At 60.4% G+C, this 25,049-nt stretch carries 16 protein-coding genes and 1 pseudogene; 8 read left to right on the plus strand and 9 right to left on the minus strand.

The genetic code is table 11. The features are described 5' to 3' along the window. Positions 1-76: 76 nt before the first annotated feature. From AC07WT_RS36945 to AC07WT_RS36960, 4 genes are read right to left on the minus strand one after another with little or no spacing between them, the layout of a single operon-like run. Entirely contained in the window at positions 77-409 is a 333-nt protein-coding gene (locus tag AC07WT_RS36945) for a hypothetical protein (protein WP_494950576.1), read from the minus strand. Between the two features lie 3 nt (positions 410-412). Further along, on the minus strand, positions 413-943 hold the full coding sequence (locus AC07WT_RS36950; protein ID WP_494950775.1) for a colicin E3/pyocin S6 family cytotoxin: 531 nt from the start codon (positions 941-943) through the stop codon (positions 413-415). Positions 944-970: 27 nt separating this feature from the next. Further along, positions 971-1,276: a hypothetical protein gene (locus AC07WT_RS36955; protein ID WP_494950776.1), complete on the minus strand. Its 306-nt coding sequence runs from the start codon at positions 1,274-1,276 to the stop codon at positions 971-973. 20 nt (positions 1,277-1,296) lie between these two features. Next, on the minus strand, positions 1,297-10,557 hold the full coding sequence (locus tag AC07WT_RS36960; RefSeq protein WP_494950777.1) for a hemagglutinin repeat-containing protein: 9,261 nt from the start codon (positions 10,555-10,557) through the stop codon (positions 1,297-1,299). A gap of 277 nt (positions 10,558-10,834) precedes the next feature. Here AC07WT_RS36960 and AC07WT_RS36965 point away from each other — a divergent pair, with 277 nt between their 5' ends. Beyond that, positions 10,835-11,101, plus strand: coding sequence for a LysE family translocator (locus AC07WT_RS36965; RefSeq protein ID WP_494951139.1), 267 nt, complete (start codon positions 10,835-10,837; stop codon positions 11,099-11,101). 426 nt (positions 11,102-11,527) lie between these two features. Here the strand turns inward: AC07WT_RS36965 and AC07WT_RS36970 are convergent, their stop codons facing one another. Both AC07WT_RS36970 and AC07WT_RS36975 read right to left on the minus strand, forming a co-directional pair. Next, a complete protein-coding gene (locus AC07WT_RS36970) occupies positions 11,528-12,991 on the minus strand; it encodes a mechanosensitive ion channel (protein ID WP_494950778.1) in 1,464 nt (487 codons plus the stop codon). Between the two features lie 549 nt (positions 12,992-13,540). Then, positions 13,541-13,795 carry a hypothetical protein gene (locus tag AC07WT_RS36975; RefSeq protein WP_494950779.1) on the minus strand — a complete coding sequence of 85 codons (255 nt, stop codon included), beginning with the start codon at positions 13,793-13,795 and terminating at the stop codon, positions 13,541-13,543. A gap of 717 nt (positions 13,796-14,512) precedes the next feature. Here AC07WT_RS36975 and AC07WT_RS36980 point away from each other — a divergent pair. Further along, the gene (locus tag AC07WT_RS36980; protein ID WP_494950780.1) at positions 14,513-15,100 is read left to right on the plus strand and encodes a hypothetical protein; all 588 of its coding nucleotides are present in this window, start codon (positions 14,513-14,515) and stop codon (positions 15,098-15,100) included. A gap of 768 nt (positions 15,101-15,868) precedes the next feature. Here the strand turns inward: AC07WT_RS36980 and AC07WT_RS36985 are convergent. Together AC07WT_RS36985 and AC07WT_RS36990 are read right to left on the minus strand one after the other, a co-directional pair. Next, positions 15,869-16,102, minus strand: a complete 234-nt coding sequence (locus AC07WT_RS36985) for a hypothetical protein (RefSeq protein ID WP_492595002.1) — start codon at positions 16,100-16,102, stop codon at positions 15,869-15,871. A gap of 118 nt (positions 16,103-16,220) precedes the next feature. Next, positions 16,221-16,454, minus strand: coding sequence for a hypothetical protein (locus AC07WT_RS36990; protein WP_494950781.1), 234 nt, complete (start codon positions 16,452-16,454; stop codon positions 16,221-16,223). Between the two features lie 661 nt (positions 16,455-17,115). On the opposite strand from AC07WT_RS36990, the gene AC07WT_RS36995 reads away from it, so the two are divergent. From AC07WT_RS36995 to AC07WT_RS37020, 6 genes and pseudogenes are all read left to right on the plus strand, one after another. Beyond that, complete coding sequence (locus AC07WT_RS36995) at positions 17,116-18,519, plus strand: GGDEF domain-containing protein (RefSeq protein ID WP_494950782.1); 1,404 nt, start codon at positions 17,116-17,118, stop codon at positions 18,517-18,519. 73 nt (positions 18,520-18,592) lie between these two features. Beyond that, positions 18,593-18,676: pseudogene (locus AC07WT_RS37000) on the plus strand (acyl-CoA thioesterase); the annotation flags it as partial. A gap of 457 nt (positions 18,677-19,133) precedes the next feature. Further along, complete coding sequence (locus AC07WT_RS37005; protein WP_494950783.1) at positions 19,134-20,309, plus strand: NHL repeat-containing protein; 1,176 nt, start codon at positions 19,134-19,136, stop codon at positions 20,307-20,309. A 304-nt stretch (positions 20,310-20,613) separates the two neighbouring features. Then, on the plus strand, positions 20,614-21,858 hold the full coding sequence (locus tag AC07WT_RS37010; protein ID WP_494950784.1) for a Crp/Fnr family transcriptional regulator: 1,245 nt from the start codon (positions 20,614-20,616) through the stop codon (positions 21,856-21,858). A 71-nt stretch (positions 21,859-21,929) separates the two neighbouring features. After that, positions 21,930-22,694: a flagellar motor protein gene (locus tag AC07WT_RS37015; protein ID WP_494950785.1), complete on the plus strand. Its 765-nt coding sequence runs from the start codon at positions 21,930-21,932 to the stop codon at positions 22,692-22,694. A 71-nt stretch (positions 22,695-22,765) separates the two neighbouring features. Further along, positions 22,766-23,470: an OmpA family protein gene (locus tag AC07WT_RS37020; protein ID WP_494950786.1), complete on the plus strand. Its 705-nt coding sequence runs from the start codon at positions 22,766-22,768 to the stop codon at positions 23,468-23,470. Between the two features lie 85 nt (positions 23,471-23,555). Here AC07WT_RS37020 and AC07WT_RS37025 read toward each other — a convergent pair whose 3' ends face one another. Beyond that, a complete protein-coding gene (locus AC07WT_RS37025; protein WP_494950787.1) occupies positions 23,556-24,791 on the minus strand; it encodes an EAL and HDOD domain-containing protein in 1,236 nt (411 codons plus the stop codon). Positions 24,792-25,049: the final 258 nt, after the last annotated feature.

The following is a 25,049-nucleotide window of genomic DNA, read 5'->3' on the forward strand; positions in this document are numbered from 1 at the left end:
AAATTTACAACATATTTGAAATTCCCCTTACCATCGAACACTCGCGTCCTCACATCAGACTTGAATCCTCGCCTTCTCAACCAGTCAAGATATCTTTAGGGCACACGATATGTCGGAGCCCATATTTTCCATCGTGCTCGCGAGGAAACCATCCGAAATCGTCGGAAACAATTTTCCCTCCACAGACGAAACACGTGTCAGGCCAACCTTTTTCACGCCATTTAGCGATTACCTCGAAAGGAGCTCCATGAGCATGCGCGGTCCACTCCTTCTTTGAGAAACCAAGCATCTCCGTGACAGGCGGATCGGCTTCGGTCAAATTGTCCATGTACAAGTCATAGACGTTTTCAGCATCCTCCGGCGACAGTCGCCCCCTAATCAAATCATCAAGCAAATCGCGCTTTTTCATCTTTCACCGATTCAGTTTTCTGCCGGGAACAGCGGGTTTGTATAGCTCACCAGTTACCGGGTCCGCAGACCCCAAGTGACGCCCGCGCTTATCGTAGACTTCAAATTTGTTATGAGTGTAGTCCCACTCGTACAGGCGATCCCCGTCAGTCCTCACCCCGTTCCCCGATGGCCGAAGTCCCTGCCATACCGGACTATCAGCTTTCGAAGGATTTGTACGTCGAGCGTCATTTTCGTTAGACGCCGAGAAGATGTGGTCAACCAGATCCTTAACGTCATCCGGGATGATCGCCGTAATCCAGTCGCCGACCGTCTTGGCATCCGGCAACGGATGGATCAACGACCCATTCGGCTTAATCGTCGGATCAAGCACCGTAGCAGGATCGGCGGTCACGCCGTCGCCTTTTTGGCGCTGCTCCCCGAAGTACCCGCCCATGCCTTGCGGCACATTCTGCGGTCCGGTGACGGTTCGCCCAATGGCGACCTGATTGTTCTCTACCTCAATTTGTTCTTTCCAGAGGGGGAGCTTCCTCATAAGCGAAGGCTGTCGTGCCGAGCGTATTCAGTTTCTAGTACTATTTTTGTCGGATTCCTTTGGTGTTGTCGCCGAGTACAAGGCAACGATGAAGACTGCCAACAAACCTATGCCCGAAGGAACAAAAAGAAAGGCTGGCGTGAAGATCGCGCTTCCCATCTTCTCAAATGCGACACGAACTCCGAACTCCAGTGAACCTAAGATGAACATGCATATGTACACGCCAAAAGTGACGGTGAAAAATGTGAGCCGATACTTATACTGGCCCGCCCAACGCACAAGGGCTGGGCCAAAAAGACCGCCGATCATGCCGCTCCAGAATCCATCGAACATGGCTTTCTCCGTTTGCCTCGTCAATTGCCCTGTCGAGCGGCTCCTTGAGCCGCCTTGCCCGCAGCTTGACCCAAAGCGAATTTGTTTACTTGAATCACCAAACCGGGAATTGTATTGATGTTCTTAATCGAGTTCGGAAGGCCGGCCCATTGGAACATAGAGGTCGCGAACATTCCATTGAGCGCACCGACCGTCGCGGCGGCTCCCAAGCCTGCTACAGAAAATCTTTGGTCAAAACCAGAACCAAAATCCTGGCCGTGAAAGATGGAATTAAATGCAGCAGTAAACGCCGCCAAACCTACATACAAACCTCCGGAAACCCCCGCGCCAGTAAGTGCGGCGGTGTACAGTGAATACCCAGCCTGCGCAGTTTTGTACGCAACCAGCGCCTCAGGTCCCGCGATCGCTGCCGCAGCAAGCGCTGCTGCTCCGCCGCCGGCTGCGACTGTGCCCATCGCATACTGATTCACCGCCTGAGACAGTTCACCTTGCGCCGCCAGAACCTCCTTTAATTGGGCATCTGTACAAACGTTCCCTCCACCGCAGTACTTACTGACCAGATCGACCTTGATTGCGTCGAGCGAGTCTTTCGGTCTGGCTCCCGGCAACGAAACCTGGTTATTCTCCACCTCAATTTTGCCAGCACCGGTCGCCGTCGCTACATTCTGCCCGGACACCGCAGCGACGCCGGCAACCAAACTTGTCACCAGATTGTCGCGCGCCTCGCGCTCCGATGCCGGCAGGTTCGTCGACGGCGCAAGCAGACTACCGAGGACAGAACTGGTCGCCGCACCCATGGCGCCCGCGCCACAACTCTGGCTGCTGGCGGCCGCGCCAGCACAACCGACAATCGCATGAAGTGCAGCACGCGCTTCTTCGCTGCCGAGGTTGTCGGCAATCTGCTTAACCTGGTTCGCGCCGAGTTCTTGCAGATAGGCGACCGTCGCATTCTGTGCAAATTGACCGAAGCCGCCTGTCACGTTTCCGCCCGCAGCCACCGACAGAGCCGTCAGCACCTGACGATAGGTGCCGCTCGGCCCCCAATTGGCGTTCAGTTCATCGGCGCGCTGCTGGGCGGCCGCTCGTTGATCCGGCGTCAGATTCGGGTTGTTCGCGGCTGCCTTCGCTGCATCGGCTTCCGCCGCGCGATTCGCCACGAACGTCCCCGCCTGATTGATGAACTGGCTCGTAATGTCGAAGCCGGCCTGGATCTTGTCCCTGTCGAAGATCGGCGCGAGCGCGCCCCCGGTGTTCGACGAGTCACGATTGATGTTCGCTACCGTTTCGGCGACAGTCTGGCCCGTCAGCTGCTGCTGCTTCGTGCCATCTGTAATCTTGATTGCTCCGCCACTAATCCCGCTTCGGGTCGTGGAATTCGCATCGCCCGACGCGCTGAGGGCTACGGGCGGCGCAACCTGCATTCCGCCATCCCCCTTCGGCAGCGTTGTCCCCGGCACCGGATTCACGTTGTCCGCCGTACCTTTCTGATCCTTGCCGATTTGCCCGCCGACACCGCCCGAAATCCCGACCGACGACGCGTCGTACGATGCATGGTTTTCGATATCGCTATGCGTGAGCGTCGCAGTCGTCAGGCTGTTCACGCCGTCCTGCACGGCTTTGTCGCCACTCGCGATCACGCCCCCCTTGAGATCGGTGTTGCCCTTCACGTCGACCTGGAAACCGCCATCGCCCGCCTTGATGCCAGACTGCTCGCCCACCGCCTCGTAGTCGCTGTGCATCTCCTGCTGGTTGAAGTTTGCCGCCGCGCTCGAGGAACCGCCGTAGCAGAAAGGCGGCACGCAGACGCTGACCGATACGCCCGCGCTCTGCTGCTTCGAATCGTAATGGTCCTTGTCCTGCAAGCTTTCGATATTCAGGTTGCCGCCCACATCGGCCACGACCTGCTTACCCGATGCGACGGCCCCCCTGAGATTCGTGTCGCCGCCCGATTGGATCGTCAATGTGTCGCCCGCCGTGACGTGCGTATTGGTCCACGTGGTCGAATCGCCGTCCGCGTGCCCACGATTGCCCGCCACACCCGCATTGAGCGAGAAACCATTTTGCGAACCCACGGTGAATGCAATGCCGACCGACGCGCTCGACCCGCTGCTGGTCGAATGCTGGTCGCTGGTGTTCTGTGCCGCCTGCAGGTTCACGTTGCCGTCAGCCGCCAGCAGCGCGTTGTTCCCGGCCGAAATCGTGCTGCCGATCACGTTGATATTGCTGTCGGCGCCTGCGCCCGACGCCCCGATCGTGACATTCCGACCTGCCGACAGCGTACTGCCGATAGCCGTGCTCGCCTGGGCTTGCGACTGACTGTCGCTCTTGCTCGCACCGAGCGAAATACTGACCCCGACGCTCGTCGGCGATTGCACCGGATTGCCGCTGGCCGCGCCATCATAGAGGTTCTTCGCCGCCAGTCCCGTGGTGGCCGCTGCCAGTGCCGTCAGACGCGGGTCACCGTTCGTATGTTGCGCTGCTTCCGCCATCTGCCGGCCCGTCTGCACCGTCGCCACAACCGGATTGGTGAATCCGACCGACAAGCCCGCTTGACGGAACTGTTGCTGTTCCGCCTGGCTCATGGTGTCGTAAGCTGAATCGATCGTGACGGTCTTGCCCGCTACGGCGAGATCGTTGCCTGCGTGGAGGAGGCTGCCGGTCGCATGCACGTCATTGCCTGCGCTTACCGTCAGGTTGCCATTGAGCGCACCGATCGCGCTGCCGTTGTTCGTCACGCTGGCGGATTGCTGCTTGTCCGACTGCGAGCGCGAACCAATCGAAACCGACAGACCGCCGTTCGACAGCAGGCCGGACTCCTGCTTGTCGTAGTAGGTGGACGACTGGACCGTATCTTGCGAGGTCTTGATGTTGACATCACGCGTTGCCTGCAACTTAACGTCGTTCGTGCCAACGATGTTGCTGCCCGTCACGTTGATGTCTCGGTTGCTGACAATGTTGACGCCATCGGCCGACACCGTGCTGCCCTGGCTATAGGTCGCCGTCTGGTCAACCCCGCTCGCAACCTTCGAACCGCTCACCACATTGCTGTGGCTGTGCGTTTCGTGCGAGTTGAGTTCGTGCGTCTCGGTTGCCGCGCCGATATTCACATCGCCGGCTGCCAGCAGGTTCGCGTTGCTCTTGTCGAGGCTGATCGTGCTGCCGCTGACCGTGATGTCCTTGCCCGACACAATGTTGACCGTGTCGCCGCCCTTGAGCATCGTGCCGGTCAGCGCCTGGTCCGACGTGTGCAACGTCTCCGCGTAGCTGCCGTGACTATCGCTGCCCGAACTGTTGCTGTTTACCGTCGAAGTCGCACTCGCCGTGCCGAGCGTAACGTTGCCCCTGGCTGCGATCGTCCCACCCTGGCCGAGGTCGATCTGCGCGCCCTTCGCGGCAAGGTCCCCGCCGACGCCGATGCTCGATTGCCCGCCGACCTCGACCGAGCTGCCGGCAACCTTGTTGATGTCCGTGTTCGATACGCCGTTCGCGCGTTGCACGATCTTGTGTTCGCCCGACTGGACCGCACCGAGATCCCAGTTACCCCCGACATTCATGCCGAGATTGCCCCCGACCGACAGGTTGCCCGCGTTCTGCTGGAAATTGCCGCCCGTCGTGATCGACGCGTCGCCGGTGACGTCCAGTTTCGCGGTCGGCCCGAGCGTCGTCACCACGCTCATCGCACCATCGCGACTCACCCGCGTGTTCGTCGTCGTCGCCGTATCGAGAATCAGGTCTTTCCCGGCGTCCAGTTGCAGGCTGCCGGCCTTCACATTGGCCGACGTCAGGTCGATATTGTTCCCGGTCGTGAGCGACATCAGCCCGCCGCTTTGCAGCGCGCCGAACGCGTTGTCGATCTGCTTGCCCTGAATCGCCAGCGTGTTATCTGCCTTGATCGTCCCGCTGTTCGTGAACGACTGTGCGTTCTGGAAGTCGATGTTCGTCGCGCTGATCAACGGCCCGTCGATGTTCCGCTGGCTGGCCTTCGCGAGATAAACGACCGGTACCAACACCGACTGGCCATCGACCACCCGCGTTTCCATCATGATCACATTGCTCGTCAGCTTCGATACCTGATCGGCCGACAAACTTGCCCCGATCGGCAGATTGAGCGATTTCGAAAGATCCGCACCGGCCGCCATCAGCGACTGATACATCGTCTCCAGGTCCGCATACGGCCCGAGTACAGCCTTGCCAGTCAGCGCCGTGACTTCGTTGCGCACAAGCTGCTGCTCATAGAAGCCGTCTCCGAGCCGCTTCGGAATATGCGTGAGGTCGACGCCGAGCTGACCGAAGAAATAGTCGCTCGAAATGAAATTCTTCTGATTCGTGAAAGCCGGGTTCGTCTCGATCACGTAGCTCGCATTCGGCGCAGTGGTTGGTTTGAACAACCCGCCCTGCGCAATGGTGAGATTGTTCAGCACGTTCAGCGCCGTCGCACTCGCGATGATCGGGTCCACCGGCGCCGGCGTGCCGCCGTGCACGGACGACGCCCCCGATTTCGCACCGCTCGCGTTGCCGCTCAGCCCACCCAGCGTCAGACCCGGTACCGCCTGGCCGGGCAGCAGGCCGAGCGACGGAATCGACGCGTTGCCCGCCGTGTTATTGACGCTGACGCCGGTACCCGAAATCGTGCCGTTCGAACCCAACGTCGAATCGTAGCTCGGCAGCTTGTAATCCTTGATGTCGGCCGGCGCCGCCTGCGTATAGCCACCGGGGCGTCCCGTCACGAACGGCGCGTTGCCGAACGGCAACTGCCAGTTGTATTCGCTGTTGTCGTAGTTGTTGTAGTGATATTGCCCGGAATAGGAGACTGTCACGCCCGGCAGTTTCTGGCCGGACGCCGCCCAGCCGTCAGCGTCGTAGTGCACCGGCATCTTGATGTCGCCAACCGCGGCAATGTTGCTCCAGTAATTTTGCAGATTGCCAGCCGACGACGCGTCGATGTTCCCGCCCGACACGATCTGGCCTGCCGGACTAATGCCTGCCACGGTCGTCGCCGTCGCGCTGTCCGCGTAGAAGATGGTGTACTGATACGTGCTGTTCCACTGACCGCCATGGGGCGGATCGGTATAAACGCCGCCGATACTGTCTGGATCCTTCACACCGACCTGGCCCGTGCGGCCGCTGATCGGAATGCCGAACTGCGCGAGCAGCGCCGGATCGATCGAGCTGGTCGAGGTCGTCATCACGCGCCGCGTGTTCGTCACTTTGTCGGCGTGCAGTTCCATGTTGCCGCCGGACTGGATCAGCGCCGACGCGTTGTTGACCAGCGCCGCGTTCGTATAGTTGCCGCTCGCGTCCTTGCCGCTGGCCAGCACGACCTTGCCCATCCCGAAGATCGCGGTTTGCGCCATCGTGTCGGTCGCGGTGGTGTCGTCGCGATTCTCGATGTCGTGCGCGAGGAGCTCGAGCGTGCCGTTGCTGTCGGACCCGCCAATCAGCGCGGTCGGGCCGACGTTCGAGATCGTGTTCGTTGCATTGAGCGACGCGCTGGCGCCGACGAGCGCGCCGGTATTGGTCAGATTGGTCGATTGCGTGTGCAGCAGGCCGCCGGCCGTCAATGCGCCCGTGTTGACGATGTTGCCCGCGTCGACACTCAGGTTGTTGACCGATTGCAGGTTCGCGTTGTTCGTAAAGGTGCCGGGCAGCGTGAAGGCGAGATCATGGCCGACGTTGAACTGCGTGTCGGCCGCTGCCGTGTAATCGCCCTGTCCCCCAAGGGGACTTCCTCCGGGGCGCAGGTTCACGCTCGCGTCGTGCGCCGCGCTGTATGTGCCGCCACCTTGCAGGGTAGCCGCCGAGACCGTCAGGTCGTGCGTCGAGCTGATTTGGCCGTTCGTGTTCGTGACTGCCCCGATCGTCGTGACATTCACGTCGCCATTCGAATTCGCGACATTGCCGATGGTGCCGCTGCTGTTGTCGAGCGCATTCCCCTGGACATGCAGGGACGCGCCACTGAGCTGACCGCCTTGCGTGTTGCTGATCGACCCAGCACTGACCGTCACGTCGCCGTTGCCGGTGACGGCACCCATACCCGATACGCCGCCAGCGTGGCTGTTGGCGATCTGGCTGCCGCCCTGCACGGTCATTTTGCCCGCGCCGAGATCGACCATGGCGCCGTCGGCATTGTCGATCGAGGCCGATTGAATATCGAGCGTGCTGGTGTCGCCGGCGGTCGATTGTCCGGCCTGAATGTGGCCGCTGCGGTTCGACAACGCCCCGCCGTTCGTCAGCGACAGCGAGGTATCCGACCTCAGCAGTCCCTGCGCGTTGTTCACGTCGCCCGCAATCGTTGCGCTGATGCCGCGCTGCGCCGCGAGGATGCCGCTCGCGTTGTTCCAGCTGCCGGCGTTGACGATCGCTTGCCCCTTCGTCACGATGGTGCCCGACGCGTTGTTCAGCGCGCTGGCTCCGCGCCCCGAAGGAAGTCCCCCTGGGGGATTGCCCGGTGCAATCGTCAGCGTACCGGTGCCGGCATGCGTAATGGTGCCGCCCGCATTGTCCAACGCAGCCGGGTCGAGCGTCAGGTCCGTGCTGTTGGTCTGAATCACGCCGGCGGCCGAGTTATCGAGCGTGCCGCTCACGTTCACGCCCATCGCCGACGACCCATACTGCGAGATCGTGCCGCCATGGTTCGTGAGGTTCGTCGCCGTCAGCGCGAGCTGATTGGCTTCGAGCCTGCCGCCGCTGTTGTCGAGTGAATCGTTTGCGTTGACGGTCAGGTTAGGGGCAACAATCGACCCAGCACTGTTGGTCAGCGAGCCGGTCTGAATCGACGCGTTCGTGCCCGCGCCAATCTGACCGCCGTCGTTCGTCAGCGTGCTGCTGGTCAGACCGAGGTCCGTATTCGACAGCAGCTTGCCGCTCGTATTGTTCAGCATGCCGCTGGCGGTAGCCGCCAACCCTGTCTGGGCGTTGATCGAACCCGACGTATTGTTCAGCGTGCCAGTCTGCGCGACGATGCGCCCGTTGCTCGCGATCGTGCCACCGACGTTCGAAATCGAACCCGCGCCGCCGCCGAGCGTCAGCGTGCCAGTGCCGGCATGCGTGATCGTGCCGCCGTCATTAACCAGCGAAGCGGGAGCGAGTGTCAGGTCAGTGCTGTTGGACTGCAGCGTGCCGCCACTGGAATTGTCGAGCGTGCCCGACACGTTGACGCCCATCGCGCCGGTGCCGGTCTGCGTAATCGCGCCGCCATGATTCGCGAGGTCGGTAGCGGTCAACGAGACCTGTTCGGCCTGCACGGTGCCTGTACTGTTGTCGAGCGTCGTTGCGCTGACCGTTGCCGTCTGGCCGGCGATCGTGCCGGTGCTGTTCGTCAGGTGCGCGCCGGCATCGACCGTCACGGCCTGAGCGGCCCTCAGCGCGCCGCCGTTGTTGCCGACCGACTGACCGGCAACGTGAAGATTCGTGCTGGACGTGATCGTGCCGTGGTTGGCGATATGTCCGCCTTGCACGGTCACGTCGCCATTGCCGCCGATCATGCCGCCTTGCGCGCCATCCGACGTCGTGCCCGCCGCGTTCGTCAGTTGCCCGGTCGCGGTCAGCGTCAGACCATCGCCATTCAGCGACGTGATGCGGCCTGCCGTGTTGTCGATCGCGCCCCCGTCGACCGTCGCGTGTCCGGCACTCTGGATCGTGCCTTGATTGTTCGCGACGGTACCGCCACGCAGTGCCATCGTGCTCTCCGACACGAGCACGCCGGACTGGTTTGCGATCTGGTTGGCGGCCGTCACCGACAATGGCCCCTGCGACGACACCTTGCCGCCCTGGTTCGAAACGCTACCGGCAGAAAGCGTCGTGCTGCCGCCGCTCGACAGGCTGCCGTGATCGTTGATCACCGTGCCCGAAGCGTTCGCAGAGACGGCACCTTGAGCGCTTGTCGTCGCGTTCGCGAGGTTCACGTCACCGGCCGTCGCGTTCAACGACAGATTACCGTTCGCGGCCGTCGTGCTACCAGCGAGATTCACGTCCGCGCCGATCAGCGATGCATTGCCTCCCGCGACGTTCTGACCGCTCGCCGAAAGCTGCGCCGACGCCGTCACGTTCAGATCGCCGCTACGGCCAACGGAACCATCGTTGTTCACGCCCGCGCCGAGCGTCCCGGTCGAATTCACCGAACCCGCGTTGATCGTCGAGTTCTGCTGCGCCGCAAGTGTGCCGGTATTCGTCAGATCGGCGGCCGTATTCACCGAAGCCGATTGCTGGGTGTACGTCGTACCGCTGTTCTGGATGCCGCCTGCGGCCGACAGCGCGAGGCTGCCGGTAGAGGTAGTCTTGCCCGTCAGCACCAGACGGCCGTCCGACTGCAACGTCAGGTCGCCCGCCTGTGCCGCGATCGTGCCGGCATTCGCCACACCGACGCCTGCGGAGTTGCCGACCAGAAACACCCGGTTCGCGTACATGCCGCCCAATTGCGCCACGTCGATCGCAACTGCCGGTGAAGCGCCATCCCCCTGAATCGGCGTCGCGGCCAGCGTGTCGTGATTGACCTGATTCGCGCCGGCGATCACGTTCAGGTTCTTTGCGTAGATTGCGGCATTGGCCTGCACAGCGCGCGCAATAATATCCGTCTGGTCGACGTTTGACGTATCGAGGCCCGCACCTTGCACGGTCACGAGGCCGCGATTCACATTGAAGCCCGTCAGCGAGCCGTCCGCGCCAAACTGCGGCACGCCCGTTGTAAGGACTGCGCGTGAGGTATTGATGAACCCGCCACCATCCACGACGATACCGGCGGGATTGGCCTGCACGATCTCCGCGCGGCTTCCCGCGATCTCGACATACCCCTTGATCTGGCTGGCCGCCGTACTGTTGACCTGGTTGACAATGATGCGCGCCGCCTGCCCCGCACTCAGATTCGGGTTGCCGTTGATATAGCCCGCTTGCTGCGTGTTGACGATCGTCGGCGAGTTGTTCAGGATCGCGCCGTTCTTCTGAACGTCGAACTGGTTATAGGTGTTCAGCGAAACGCCAGCGCCGCCCGGCTTGTTGATGTTCACTTGTGGCAAGCCGTTAGGCGTCTGAACCACCGAGGCGGCGTTTGGCCCCGCTCCCACGATCTGCGCATGCGCCCACATCGGCATGGCGCCAGCGGCAATCAATGCGCCGAATGCGACGAGACGCAAAGCGAACTGCGTTACCAGACGCACGCCGCTATAACTGACGGTACGCCGGGTTTCACCCGTATTTGCTTTCCCCGCTGCGCTGGCTATTTCTTCCACCGCAACCAGCATACCGTGCACGCGGCTGAATACCAGCCGATATTGGTTTTTATTCATGATCTTGTTCTACTCGCGATTCATTCGATCCGCTCTCACGGACGTCGAACATCGCGTGAAATCTAATAAAAAAGCGTCAAGAAGTGTCAAGCGTTGCCGAGACGCGACGGACTGCACGATTCGATTGAACGCCTCGCGCTCGTACCAGTGCGCTGACCAGCAATCCCGGTCTCCCGGACGGAACAACGTACTCCGCTAGCCGCAAATATCGGCGATATTGTTTACGGCAATTCGGTGGATATTACCGCGCCAGGCATCTCAAAAATCCCCGACAGAATTGCGAGGTCCGGACCCGAAAGCGCTGCTCTTTTTCGTCGCGCTACTACCTCAGTTCGTTGACGTGCACCGACCGATCTGGCTTCAAATGCTGATCTTCGGCCTGACTACCGTACTGCTCGACCTCTGTTCATATTCGTTCTATGCGTGGCTTGGCGCGAAAAGTCAGGGATTTGCCGCCAATCGAAGATGGGCCAGTGCCGCGAGTCGGGCAACCGGTGTCGTGTTGATCGCCGCGGGTGCGCTGACCGCATTCGCTAAAGCCTGACGCCACACACGATATCGGCGCCTGGATAAAACGCAATTTAAAGGTGATACGGTTCCAGACGCGAGCCACAATCGCAAATTGAAATACCTGCTCATGTGTTTGCTGCAGTGGATAACCGGATGACAGCTGGAGGTCGGAAAACCGTTTGCCGGCATCTTTCGGAAACGTCGGCCGATCGGCCGTCCTCTGGCTGTCAGCGACCGGCGCCAGGCGACCCTCACGAGACAGTCGAGTTTCCCGATAGCAGCCATCCGGGATCGTCAAACCCGTTTAAGCCCAAGGACTTCGATCAGCCCTGGATGGATTCCGCACCGTGTCGTTACCGATGCAATGTTGACCAGGCTGGCCGGGATTCGGCCGGGTATCCGGCGTCAACTGGAGCACTTGAACCGCACCGCAAACACGGTGCGGTTCAGGCGGGCGCCGCTACTCCTTGTCGCCCCGGGTAGCGAACCAGCGTTCGAGCAGCTTGCCGGCCGCGTCACGTCCGCCAAGGCCGAACGACAGCGCCACGGCTACCGCGATCCCGCCCAGCACCAGGGCGAATGCAAGTTGCACGATTTCATTGGCAATACCCATTGCGCGCAGTCCCATGGCGAACACCAGTCCGAGGATCGCGAATTGAGCGATGCGGGCAAGCAGTACGCTGTGCTCTCGATCGGCCTGCTCGATCACACGCCGCGCAAGACTCGACAGCCAGAATCCGATGATCAGGATCACGCTGCCCATCAGGATGTGTCCGCCGAACTCGATAAAGAGCGTGACCACGTCGCGGACCTGGCCAAAGCCCAGGCGATTGGCAGCTTCCACCACGGCGAACAACATCGCGAAGAAAATCACGAGTCGCGAGGCCAGCACCGACGGTTGCAACGGGCCGTCCAGAACCTTGTCGAGACCGAGCACCGCCGGTAACCCGTCCACACCGGCCGTCACCAGCAGCTTCTGTACCAGTGCCGCGACGAAGCGTGCAACATAGAAGGTCGCGAGCAGAATGACCACGGCTGCGACGATATCCGGCACGGCGCTCAGGAACTGATCGAGCATATGCGTGGCGGGTCCTGATATCGCTTCGATCTTCAGTGCGTCGAGTGCAGAAATCAGCGTCGGCACGAACACGAAGATGTACACCACCGTTCCGGCTAGACTCGACAGCCGCACGGGCGTCGGGCTGTCGACGTCCTGTGTGAGCTTGTCCGCACCGGCCGCCGCGAGCAGATTGGTGACAAGGCCGCGCAGGATCCTCGCGAAAATCCAGCCGACAATCCCGATCACGGCGGCCGCGAAAAGATTCGGCACGATCGCAAGCAGCTTGTCGATCATGCTCTGCACGGGCGCGAGCAGGCCGTTCAGAGCGAATGCCGCGAGCACGGCCGGAATGAACAACAGGATGACGAGCCAGAAGAGCACATCACCTACATACGCGCTCATCGGACGCATGCCGGCCGTCTCGGACAACTTGCTGTCAAGCTTGCTCGCGCGCAGCGCCCTGTCGGCCACGGCACGCAATAGCGACGCGATCAGCCATGCAACCAGCGCAAGCACGGTGCCGCCGATCAGGTTCGGCAGATAGTTGACGATCTGGGTGACAAGGAGCGAAAACGGATTGGAGACCGCATACAGGTTCAGGACATTGAAGACCCCGACGGCGGTCATGAGCAGAACAAGCCAGAACAGGCCGCCGGCAATCACGTTCTCCACCTGCGCGGCCTGCTTCGTGCTGTCGGCAATGCGCTGATTGACCTTGAGCGCAGAGAGCAGCTTGCGGGCACCGGCCCGGGCGATAACGGCAACCAGCCAACCGACGATCAGAATGCCGAGCGCACCGGCGATTTTAGGCAAAAAGCCACTTAGCGCGTTTTCCAGCGTAACGAAAAAACTGGTTAAATCCATTTTTCTCTCCGAAAGCTTTGTGATGCGGTTATGGACCTGCTTTCTGCCTTCGACGACACCGACTGAACCCGCCCTCTCATGTCCTCCTTGATTCTTTGCATAAATGTTAGTTCATCGGCATGCCATTGCCATGAACGTGCCGGGCCAGAGCAAAGCTGACGCTGACAAGCTGGATAACGACGGCGCCAAAATCGCGGAGCCCGGACACAGCCATAAGCGAACTCAGGCCGCCAGATCGGGCGGCAGCTTGCCACCGTTCGCCGCCAGCGCCTGCATCACCTGCTTGTGCAGCCAGGCGGGCGCACGACGTTTCCTCGACATACGCCGTTTCATGAATGAGCGGCGCCCGAGGCTACAAGGTCAAGGATGTGGGCTGCACCTGCCCTCGGAAAAACCTTGACTGACCGCCTCAGGACGTGAAGCTGCCTGTCGCGCACAAGCGTTGGCGAGTCCGCTAAGGGCTGCTGACCGAACGGTCGACAATAGGGAGCCGCGCACACCGGAAGTGCCGACCTGGCCCCCGAGTTGCCGTGAGGCGTCGCTCTGCGGTTAGCGGCGGAAATACGTGGCATTGACTGAGCAAGTCCAGCTTGTTCCGCTTCCGGAGCAGGTGCAGCTTGACATCCCTGCGAAGATCCATCCCTTGGAGAGCCAATTAACCCTGTCCTGCTCCGCAGCAGCGGTTGCAGAACGGCAAGCGTCCTGCTGGTCGCTGCCATTCCTCGAGTAGGATCCCATGGAAGTGGTGGCCATCGCAGCCACGCTAAAAAAAACGATGAAGGCAATCGCGAGTACTGATTTCATTCTACGTCTCCTTTGCGTGAGCGGCCCGTCTCGCCACGCGGTCCGCTAGAGTGCCATTGAGGTCGGGCCAATGCAGTACTCGTTATAGGGCTGCGCCCCGAGTGCAGGCAGAGACGCGCGCTCAAGAATGCCGATCAGTGATCGCGCATTCCGGTGGCCTCGATGATCCGGAGGCCGCGTCAACGGCAGCTTCCAACGTACAACGGTCATCCTTGCCTACGTGCTAGCCGACCGGTGAGGCCTTCGCAGTCATTCGCTATCGCGCGATAGTTCATCATTCGCACCGCGCAATACCGCGCAATGCTGAATGCGCCTGCGTTTTGTCCGACATCCACCTGGCATTTGCGAATATCGTGGATTACGCTACTTTTTGCTATGCGACTCTAAAGCGTGGCTGACCCACGAAGTCACAATTGCGCGGACTTTCGTGCACCCCTTCTGCACGTGTCTGCCGACACCGGGCGAAAAATGACTGCCTGGTGAAGCGTTTCGCCACATTGGCCCACGCATGGGCTTTCTCACCTCACGCTCCGGAACAGGCGGTCGCACCGACGGCCTCTCGTTCTCTCATCGCTTGCTCCGCAAACGGCGGCAGCCGGGTAACACTGAGGCCGCTTTTTATTTCATTTGTTTGAATTGGGCGCCTCATCTCGCCAGGCAATCGGGCCCCTGCGCGCTGTGATGTTATGCGCCTGATTGGGTGACAAGGAGATGACCATGAAGATCAAGCATTTAAGCATTTTGTCAGCAACCGCCGTTGCACTTCTCTCGCTCAGTGGCGCCGCGCAGGCCGGCGAACCCGGCGGCCACGGCGGCGTTTGCTCGAACGCAACGCTAAAGGGACCGTTTGGGTTTATCGGTCACGGAGAGATTCTTGGATTGATAGGTGCCGATGGTAAGGTGCATCCGTACGCCGCCCCGTCGATCCTCGATGACGTCGCCCTGGTGACGTTCGACGGTATGGGCCATTTTTCACGCACCGACTTCGGGGTTATCGGCGGGCTGCCGAAAGGGGGGCATATTACATTCAATCCGAACCAGATCGGCACCTACACGGTGAACTCCGATTGCACCGGCACCATGAAAATCGTCTATACCGCCGGCGGAGGCGTGCCGGCCGGCGTCGAGACTGATCTGAACATCGTCGTCGCTGCCGACGGGACGCTCATCGAATCCGTTGTCTACAGGGCGGTCACCGTGTCAGGCGAGAGCGCGGACGGCGTAGTAATGTGTCCACCGTATTGCGAGCAAGGTGTGCAAGAAAGCTTTGAGGGGAAACAGGTCCTGGTCTACGGCTTCCGTTAGTCGAGTCCCGGATGGACTCACGCTCGCTAAGGCGCTTGCCATGAGTGGCGCTGAGCCCGATCTTGGGCGCAGGTTTTCGGTCCTGTAATTCCCGCGCTTTCTTCCTGACGATTGGGTCACTTCCCCGACCTATCGCGATACGGAGGGCGCCGGTGCCTGTGATGCTGGCGGACACCGACGCCACCAACATGATCATGGCTGCCCAAGGAGGCGGAGCGTCGATCACATGATCGCGAGCGTAAGTCCGTTGTTGGGGGCGCAGCGGATGTTCGAACGTCCGCGTGAAGGTCTGGTTGAACGTCTCTGGCTGGCCGAATGTTGCCGGAAGCGACCCGAAACCGCTCGTGACTGTTCGTTATCCACACAATCCCGGTACCGGTGCACTTCGTCTTTTTGATCCAACATTGTGGCTGCACGTACGCGAGCCTCGAGGGCCGTAAAAAAAGCCCGCCGGAGGCGTGGCCGGGCAGGGCTTTTGAATCCGACTTCGGTGACAGGTCCGGAGGGTTCGGGAGGAGAGCGAACTACGTTGATTGGACCAACCGCCTGGACCTCGACAATGTGCTCCCCTGTTATGAAGCTATCGATTCAGATTTGAATCGAATCCTGTTACGGGAAATTTTTATTCGCACGCCAGAACCGAGCCGACGCCCCATGTCCTGCCGGAGCAGCTCTCCTCTCGCTTGTGAACATCGGTGAACGTCGCGGAGAGCATACGCCGGAGGATCGGACTGTATCCCATCGGTGCAACTCTCCCGTGCCTTTAACTCATGCCTTGACGAGCTGCAGGCCGCCAAAATTCTGGATGGTGGGAATATCGACCTTCGTGTATGTGTCAACCTGGGTGACCGGCGCCACCACGATGGCTGGGCTGGCGAAACCGCCGCCATACGCAGCGTTGACGTTTCCGAGGTTGTAGTTGCTGCCGCCGCGTACAGCCGAAAGGGCCTTGGCGGACAGTTCTTCGGCGTGTGCGAGGTCTTTGATCATCAGCGAGGTCATGGTAAATCCCCTGGGTTTGCTTCAATTTGGAAAAGCACGATTCGGCGCAAGTGGTGGAGAGTCCCCGGAGAGGGGTGAACGGCGTCCCCGGTCAGAGAGACTCTCCAATCCGCTTAACTCACAGTGCGACAAACTGCAGGCCGCCAAAATTCTGGACGGTCGGAATCTCGACCTTCGTGTGCGTGTCGGTCTGGGTGACCGGCGCCACCACGATGCCCGGGCTGGCGAAGCCGCCGCCCAACGCAGCGTTGAGGTTTCCGACGTTGTAGTTGCTGCCGCCGCGTACAGCCGAAAGGGCCTTGGCGGACAGTTCTTCGGAGTGTGCGAGGTCTTTGATCATCAGCGAGGTCATGGTAAATCTCCTTGGGTTTGGTTCGGTTTGGGAAAGAGCACTATTCGTTGCGCTCACAGGCACAAATGCATAGGGTGTGCCAATCTCGAATCGCGAGCCGAGAAAATTCACCCAACCGCATGAAAACAAAGACAAATAAAAAATCTCGCGTGGGCCGTTTCGACGCTTTCGAAGGGCGGGAGGAAAAAGATGTCCTGCCATGACAAACAGATCTCTCGGTGGCTGTTTGTTTTGGAGCAACAGGTCTGCTCGAGTCAATCTCAGATGACATGACGGCCGTTTCCGGCCCGCCCGGTTGGCGTCGCGTGCACGTCAATGCCGATGCGCGTCGGGCTTGCGGCGTGTGCGGGACAGCGCGACGATTAGCCTGGATGCTGCGAAGAGGCTGCTCGCGATTGCAGAAGGCGATTTCAGAAGGCAACTGCACGGAATATCAGGAGTCGATTGCGCGACCGATGTGTCGCCGACGCGAATCGCAGTCCGTTTGGACACCCTTGTCAGATGAAACCTGACGCTTATACTTCCAATTGCCTGAAGGTAGTCCGCTGCGCGGTATGCTTGGCTCCGCACGACGGCACGGTCCCGCGTCCGAGTCGGCCGATTCACGCGTCAATCGCTCGGCGATGCGAAAAACCACAGCAATATTGTCGGAGACGGGCACATGAGCACGATTATCTCAATCGAAGGGCCGCCCCGCATCATTGGGACCGTGACCAAGGTCTACTCGGCTTTGTTGGTCATTGGTTTTGCACTTATTCCCGCCTACCTGATTGCTTATCTGGCTTTCTTTCAAGACCCGAGTCTGAAGTTCGAAAACCACGCGTTCCACGAAATCGCGATCGCGGCGGCGACGCTCGAGGGGCTGTTTGTCACCTATGTGACCTGGCGTTGTTATCTGTCGTCGGGTGAACCGCTGTTGCGGTGGCTGACGTTGGGCTTTCTAGGCTTTGTGCTGGTCTATGCGCTGCACGGCGCGTTCACCGGCATGGCTCACCACAATATCTGGCTGTTCCTGCTCTACGGACCGGCATCGCGTCTGGTGATGTCGGTGCTGCTGTTGGTCGGGCTTCTCTCGTATCGCCGCGCGCCGCACGCGGTCGAGCGGCGCTCGAAGCCGCGCCCGTGGCTGACCGCGATCGCCGTGTTCGTCCTGATCGACCTGGTCGTTGGACTCATCGCGAACTCGCCGATCGCGGGCAGCCTCTCAGTGCGACTGTCGATGGAAGGCGGTGCGCTCATCTTCTCGACGCTGAACGTCATGACGCTGATGCTCCGTCGCATTCGCTCGCCGCTGATGGTGATCTACGGCATCTCGATTACCTCCTTCGCGCTCGCGTCTCTCGCGTTCATTCTCGGCAAGCCTTGGAATCACATGTGGTGGCTGGCGCACGCGATCTTCGCCTCCGGTTTTTTCCTGCTGAGTTATGGCGTCGTTCAGGCGTTTCGCACGACGCAGTCCTTTTCGTCGATCTACAGTCAGGAAGAACTGATGGCTCGCCTCGCCGAGGCGATGGCGCGCACAGAAAGCGCGCTGCAGGAGCTCCAACGCACCAATCACAAGCTCGAGCACCTCGCCGCGACCGATCCCCTGACGGGTGCCGCGAACCGGCGCGAGTTTATTCAACAAGTGGAGGCGGAAATCGCACGTGCCAAGCGAGGCGGTGCGCCGTTCTCGCTGCTGGCGCTGGATCTCGACCACTTCAAATTGATCAACGACAACTACGGCCATCAGGTGGGTGACGAGGTGTTGCAGCGATTCGTGCAGAAATGCCTCGACGCCATTCGCCCCTATGACGGCGTGGCGCGGGTCGGTGGCGAAGAGTTTATGGTGCTGCTGCCCAAAGCCGCGCTAGACGTGGCCCGTTCGATCGCGGAGCGCGTCCGGGGCGCCGTGGCTAGCGAGGAGCTTTATACCGTAACCGGGCGGGCCGTCGCCGTTACCGTCAGTGTTGGCATCTCCGAATTCGGCCGCGACGGCGACACGATCGACACCCTCTTACGAGTCGCCGATGAGCGGCTATACCGGGCCAAGCACAACGGCCGCAATCGCGTGGTGGCCGGATAGAAGCGTCTAACTATCCATAGTTGCAGCAGCTTGCAATCGACGGCGGCCATGCTCCCAATCAGCGCAGTTTTTCGTTTGCCGCGAACGGTGGTTTCACGAGTGCATACACAACGACTTGCTGGGATCGGACGGCATGTTTGTGACCAAACGCGCACACCATGGGCCAGCGAAACAACCAGGACTGACAATGGCACCGCCACGTACGCCAGGTGCGTCCCTCTGATGCGCGTTGTCGCGGTCATTCAAAGCGGAGGACGGTTCAGTTCAACCCATCGCTGCACCGAGGGTCTCTCCACGACGGAATATTTGTCCCTGCCAGCCGTTTACTCATCTGCATCCGCGTGTGCCATCGGACGATCCAGTTCCGTTGCGCATGAAATGAAGCACGCCTCGCTTGCCACGCACCCGCCGACAAGGGGTCTGTATTTGCCCGGTTTGCAGGATTCGCCCCACCGTTGCCGACGCTGCGCGACGCGCGTTCCGTTCGAGTCGCAGGACGGCGGTGCTGGTGCCCGTCGCGTGGGCACGGGCGAGGTTCGCTAGCGGCGGCCGGCACGCATTGCGTGCAGCGACAACAACGCGCCCGCCCCGCGGCTTTCTTGGAGAGCCCAGTCATGAACCCCGTCATACACGGCTTCAATCCGACAATCGACCGGCAACCCTGCCCCCGCGTTGCCCGTTCAAAAGGCCGCACGCTGAGATACCTGCTGCTGGCCACGCTGTACAGCGCCAGTCTCGCCCTGTCCCCAGCGGGCCCCGCCCTTGCCGGCGAGCTCACGCCGCTGCTCCCGCCGTCGTTCGTCACCTCGTCGACGGTGCCTGCCAACGGTGACCTCAATCCGTACGGCGCCGCCTTCGTGCCCGACGGATTCCCCAGTTTCGGCACGATCGCCGCAGGCGACCTGCTGGTGTCGAATTTCAACAACGCGCAGAATCTGCAGGGCACCGGCACGACAATCGTCAAGATCGTGCCGAACGACAAGCCGGTCACGTTCTTTGGGGGTGCCCCCGGTCTCGGCCTGAGCACCGCGCTCGGTGTGCTCAAGGGCGGCTTCGTGCTGGTTGGCAGCGTGCCGACCACGGATGGCACCTTCAAGACGATCAAGCCCGGCGTGCTGCTGGTGCTGAATCGAACCGGCGGCATCGTCGCGCAATGGACGCCTGCGACGGCGAAGATCGACGGGCCCTGGGATCTGACGATCTTCGATCGGGGTGACCAGGCGAAGGTCTTCGTGTCGAACGTGCTCAACGGGACGGTTGTGCGCCTCGATGTGAGCGTCGACGACAACGGCGTCCACCTCAACCGCGCCACCCAGATCGCCTCTGGCTACCCGTTTCGCAGCGATCCCGCGGCACTGGTCGTAGGCCCGACCGGACTCGCCTACGATCCGCAGCGCGACGTACTCTATGTCGCGTCCACCGTCGATAACGCGATCTTCGCGGTATTCGGCGCAGGCAATTCGCAGCACGACGGTGGCAAAGGGGTGCTGATCTATGCGGACAATGCTCATCTCCACGGCCCGATCGCGCTAACCCTCGGACCGAACGGCCATCTGTTCGTCGCGAACGGCGATGCGATCAACAGCGATCCGAATCAGCCGAGCGAAATCGTCGAATTCACGCCGCAAGGCCGCTTCGTCGCTCAGCTTTCCATCGACCCGGCTCCAGATGGTGCATTCGGACTGGCGTTCACGCAGCCGCGGCAAGAGTTCGTGCGTTTTGCCGCGGTCGACGACAACACAAATACCGTGACCGTCTGGAAGCTGCCTTTCGAGAAGGCTGACCAATAATGCGCAACGGAACGACTGCGCGTTTGACGCGTACGCCAACAACGTGCCGACCACCACGAACCGGCCGGCACCATGTTGCTTCGCGTACGCGAGCGAGCCCCACGGCATTGGCGCCCCCTTCCCTCGCGCCAAACGTTTGCGTCAGTCAGTCTGCATGACGTCACCATGTCTGATGATTCTCGCGTGCTAAAGATTTGCGTCTTGCATGTCGTTATACAGTCAAACAAATCGGGACCATCGGGCATGCTCGCGCCTCGGGAAGGAGCGAACTGAACGAGGAAATAGCTCTTCGGGGGAATGAATCTTGAACCACCAACGATCGCCATGGTCGCGGACAGCGGCTCCGGGCGAAGTCATCTATTCCGAAGGCTTCGCGGGCGACGCCGTCATCTACGTCATCGCTGACGGCAAAGTCGAAATCTCCACTCAGTGCGACGAAAAAAAGGTCATTCTTGCCACGCTAGGAAAGGGCGAGTTTTTCGGCGAAGCGGCTTTGTTGCCGGCCGAACCGCGAGCGCACACCGCGAAAGCACTGAGCTTCTGTCAATTGACCGTCATCGCAGCAAACGTGGTGGAAGAGGAGCTTGAGCGCGTATCGCCGCTGCTTCGCCATATCGTGCGCACCATGATTCGGCGGGTGAAGAAGAAGGACGATGTCCTTGCCACCTATACGCATGCGGATTTCCTGCCTGGGGTTCTCTCGTATGCTCACGTTCTGGCTCTGATGGCGGGTAATGAGAACGCGGACAGACTGGATGGACGCATGCGCCGCGCTCAAGGAGAAGAGTTCTCGGTGCCCTTGCCCGAAGTCATCAAGAAGTGCCATGCGATTGCCGGCCATTCCCGTCCGCATGTGATGGCCATACTCAAGCGGATGGAGAAACTCAACCTCGTTACGCTCGAACCGGGCGGCTCCGAGCGCCTGAGCAACACCTCGGCGCGATATTCGGCGCACGACGGCGCAACGAGCCGACAGCTTGTTACGTTCGATCCTGTACGGATCACGGAGCGGGCTCAGCAGGTGGCGGACCACGATCTCGACATCTCGATCGGCAGTGAACTGGAACTGATCGAACTGGCTGACCTGGAAGCCCTGATCGGCGTCGAGAAGAAGCTGATTCTCAACAAGCTGTCCCATGCGGAAATTGCAGAAGATATCTTCGCGTTTCGCAAGACCAAGGTATTGAATTACGTCGAGGAAAAGGGTGTCACGTATTTTTCCCGGCGAAATTCCCGTGGTCCGGGCGACCTGAAATCGCTGGACGATCTGGCGTTTGTCGACCAGCGAGCCTTGTTCGAAGCCGTGAGCGCTTTCGACACCTACGACCTCGCGAAACTGCTCTCCGCCCTGACGGATCAGCCTGTTGCCGAACGCCTGCTTTCGGTGATGACCGAGGCTAGAAAAAAGGAAGTGTCGTGGGTCATGCGGCGTGACATCAAGATCGATCCTATCGAGATTGCCGAGATCGAGCAGCGATTTCTCGAGATCGTGCGAGCGATCAAATCTCCGGCGGCCAATACAGCGCCGCTTTCCAGGCTGGATGCCTGACACCTGGTGCAAGGACAGCAGGCTGTGTTCGCTTCGGGTCCAATGGCTGGAGCGGCCGTTCGAGAGGATGTATGGATCTTTTGACGCTATTTGGCGCGTTGTTCGGCGTGACGGCCATCGTTGCCGGATTCTCGCTCGAGGGTGGGCGCTTCACCTCCCTTTTTCAGCTGGAGGCATTTGTCATCGTCCTGGGAGGGACCCTCGGCGCGGTGATGATCCAGAATACCTGGGCAAGGTTTTATGACGGCGTCAAGCAACTGCGCCTGGCTTTTGTGAAAGCGCGGCAGGTCGACCGGGAAAGCTTGTCCGTCCTGCTCGAATGGGGCGATCAGGCGAAACTGAACGGCATGCTGGCGTTCGAGTCGATAGAGGCCGGCGGAATCAATCCTTTCGCCAAAAAAGGATTGGAGCTTCTGGCAAACGGCGTATCGACCACCGTGCTCGAAGACGCCTTGCAAAGAGAACTGGATGCGTATGAGCGCAATCACATGGCGGCGGCACGGATATGGCAGCAGGCGGGGGGCTACGCGCCGACGTTCGGGATCCTCGGGGCTGTGCTCGGCCTCATTCAGGTCACGGGTCATATGCTCGAGCCCGCGCAGCTCGGGCAAGGTATCGCCGTCGCTTTTGTGGCAACGCTTTACGGCCTCGCGTTGGCGAACCTGATCTTTCTGCCGTTGTACGGAAAGATAAGGGCGCAGGTAGATAGCGAGTTGCGCTTCAGGCGTTTATACCTCGACGGCTTGCTCGCGATATCCCGCAAGGAGTCGCCCCACACGATCGAAACCCGGCTGGCGGGCGACGTCCGCGAAAGATCGGCTGAGTTGCTGGGATAGCCGGTCTCGCTCAGTTGGCGAATGTTGCTGGACGCCCATTCAAACGCAATTTGGAAACAGACGTTTCATGTATGAATACCTCCTTGGGTAACAAGCGCCTTGCGTCAGACAAAGCGGGCTATCAGAAAGGCGACGATGCCGAGGAGGAACAGTCCGGGCGCTGGCTGATTTCCTACGCCGACCTCATCACCACGCTTATGGTGTTGTTCCTTGCACTTTATGCACTGCAGTTGGCGAAAAATAGAGAGCTTGAAATAAAGACTCTCGAGCGTCACGCGGTGAAGGAGGTGACGGGTGCCGGCAACGCTAACGCTGCTGTTGCTGCGCCCGGAGCGCCAGATGTCGCAAGGAGGCAGCTTCTTTCTTTGTTAGAGCCGCTTCAAGAGAAACAGCAGATTACGATTTCGAATGCCTCACAGGGCGTTGAAATCGCAATCAACGCGAAAGTTTTGTTCAACTCGGGCGACGCGCGTTTGTTGCCGGAATCTTTCGACGTGTTGAACCAGGTCGCCGTGGTGCTGCGCGACCACTCAAAAAACAACATCCTCGTAGAAGGCCACACGGACAGTCTGCCGATATCAACGGTGAAATACGAATCCAACTGGGAACTGTCGTCCGCACGGGCAGGCGCCGTGGTTCGATTCTTTGCCGACAAAGGGATCGAAGCCCACAGAATGGCCGCGATCGGTCGGGCTGATAACTTCCCCTTGATTATCGGAGACGCTCCGGCAGCGCGAGCCGCGAATCGCCGCGTTACCATCCTCGTGGAATATTGAGTCGCCTCGCTCGATAGCAGACGTTCGCGAGTTGAAATGTGCTGGATGGACGGCCGGCTCAGACCTCGTGTCGTTTGAGACGATGTCAATAACACTCGATGATCTTCTGAAGCTCTGCGGGAGAGGCCACCAGCCGTTGAAGCCTCACAGTCGCCGCGCCCGCATCGCCCCGTTCAAGCAGCGCAGCAATCGACAGCAGCTCGCCGAGTACGCCGCCGCCGTTCAGGATGGCCTCGCGGATGGAATCAGAAACGGGTAACTCATCGACAAAGGCGCGGAGCTCCATGTGACACGCGACATGTAGTAGCGACAGCATGCCCGTAAGATATGCCGTGGCCACCAGCGAACGCGGTCCGTCCGCCATCGCGTCGATCGCCTCTTCCATGAAATGTGCCCGTCGCTGTGCGAGCAAGGCGAGCGGATCCTCCTCGACCGGAAGCCCGTCGCGGTTCGCGTAAAGCAGAAGTCCGCACCAATGCAGAAGCCTGCGGCTGCCGGCTATCGAGAGGGCCTGCTTCAGCGATGAAATGCGCTCCGTTTTACCGTTAGGCTGTTCGCTGCTGTTTGCCAGCCGCAACAGTTGGGCTACCAGCATCGGCGTCTCTTTCAACGCCCGGGCAATACTATCCAGGGGGGCATCGCTGCCGACCAGGTCGAACACATGAAGGATGGCCTTCACCGGGGGCATCGAGCGCTTGCCGGAAAGAATCTGCGGCTTCGCGAAATAATAGCCCTGCAGCAGATCACAACCGAGCTGCCGGGCAAGTTCCGCATCCTCCGCATGCTCAACCTTCTCGGCGAGCACGACCTTTCCCGCACGTTTGAGCTGGCTGACCAGCTCCGGTAGTTCGGCGCGCTCCACGAACGGCCAGTCGATCTTGACGATGTCGACAGACGGAAGAAACCACCGGATATCGTCGGTCATGGTCCGGACATCGTCCAGCGCCAGCTGGAAGCCCGCGCCTCGTAACTCGCTGCATCGCCGCGAGAGGACCGAACTCGGTTCGACCGACTCCAGTATCTCCAGAACGAAACGTGACGCCGGCAGCACATCGGGGTAGTTCGAGAACAGAAAATCGTGTGGGCAGTTAAGAAAGGCGGCCTTGTTCCCGACAAGTCGCTCGAGACCGATCGAGCCCACTGCGCGCTCCACCACCGCTGTCGTACAGCGCAGGTCGTCGATCCGGCCCACCCCGATAGGCCCATCCCTGAACAGAAGTTCGTACGCGACAACGCGACCAGCCCGATCCATGATCGGTTGACGCGCCACAAACACAGCCGTGTCACCCGGCACTACGGCCTCGACTGGTACGCTGATCACAACTGGCTCCGGCTGGAAAGTTCTACAGTAGATGCGTCGACGCGTTTCTGCCATCCTTCGCCGGCCTGCGCGAGAGGACTGGCGCCCGAATCTGGTCGGCCCATTTGCAAAGTTAGTATGGTAACCCGCTGACCAGAAAGGCTATGTAATAGCCGGCAAGGAAACCGCTCTTACGACGCTTGTTCCCGTTCCTGGTAATGTCCGCGGGACATCGCTATGGCCACCCGGGAAACAGAAAATACGCGGCGGGTGCAGTGA

Source organism: Paraburkholderia sp. GW821-FHT02A12 (genome assembly GCF_059422005.1).

Excerpts from the sequence above, each read along its gene's own strand:
- AC07WT_RS36945 (WP_494950576.1), bottom strand. The coding sequence starts at position 409 with ATGAAAAAGCGCGATTTGCTTGATGATTTGATTAGGGGGCGACTGTCG.
- AC07WT_RS36950 (WP_494950775.1), bottom strand. The coding sequence starts at position 943 with ATGAGGAAGCTCCCCCTCTGGAAAGAACAAATTGAGGTAGAGAACAAT.
- AC07WT_RS36955 (WP_494950776.1), bottom strand. The coding sequence starts at position 1,276 with ATGTTCGATGGATTCTGGAGCGGCATGATCGGCGGTCTTTTTGGCCCA.
- AC07WT_RS36960 (WP_494950777.1), bottom strand. The coding sequence starts at position 10,557 with ATGAATAAAAACCAATATCGGCTGGTATTCAGCCGCGTGCACGGTATG.
- AC07WT_RS36970 (WP_494950778.1), bottom strand. The coding sequence starts at position 12,991 with ATGGATTTAACCAGTTTTTTCGTTACGCTGGAAAACGCGCTAAGTGGC.
- AC07WT_RS36975 (WP_494950779.1), bottom strand. The coding sequence starts at position 13,795 with ATGAAATCAGTACTCGCGATTGCCTTCATCGTTTTTTTTAGCGTGGCT.
- AC07WT_RS36980 (WP_494950780.1), top strand. The coding sequence starts at position 14,513 with ATGAAGATCAAGCATTTAAGCATTTTGTCAGCAACCGCCGTTGCACTT.
- AC07WT_RS36985 (WP_492595002.1), bottom strand. The coding sequence starts at position 16,102 with ATGACCTCGCTGATGATCAAAGACCTCGCACACGCCGAAGAACTGTCC.
- AC07WT_RS36990 (WP_494950781.1), bottom strand. The coding sequence starts at position 16,454 with ATGACCTCGCTGATGATCAAAGACCTCGCACACTCCGAAGAACTGTCC.
- AC07WT_RS36995 (WP_494950782.1), top strand. The coding sequence starts at position 17,116 with ATGAGCACGATTATCTCAATCGAAGGGCCGCCCCGCATCATTGGGACC.
- AC07WT_RS37005 (WP_494950783.1), top strand. The coding sequence starts at position 19,134 with ATGAACCCCGTCATACACGGCTTCAATCCGACAATCGACCGGCAACCC.
- AC07WT_RS37015 (WP_494950785.1), top strand. The coding sequence starts at position 21,930 with ATGGATCTTTTGACGCTATTTGGCGCGTTGTTCGGCGTGACGGCCATC.
- AC07WT_RS37020 (WP_494950786.1), top strand. The coding sequence starts at position 22,766 with ATGAATACCTCCTTGGGTAACAAGCGCCTTGCGTCAGACAAAGCGGGC.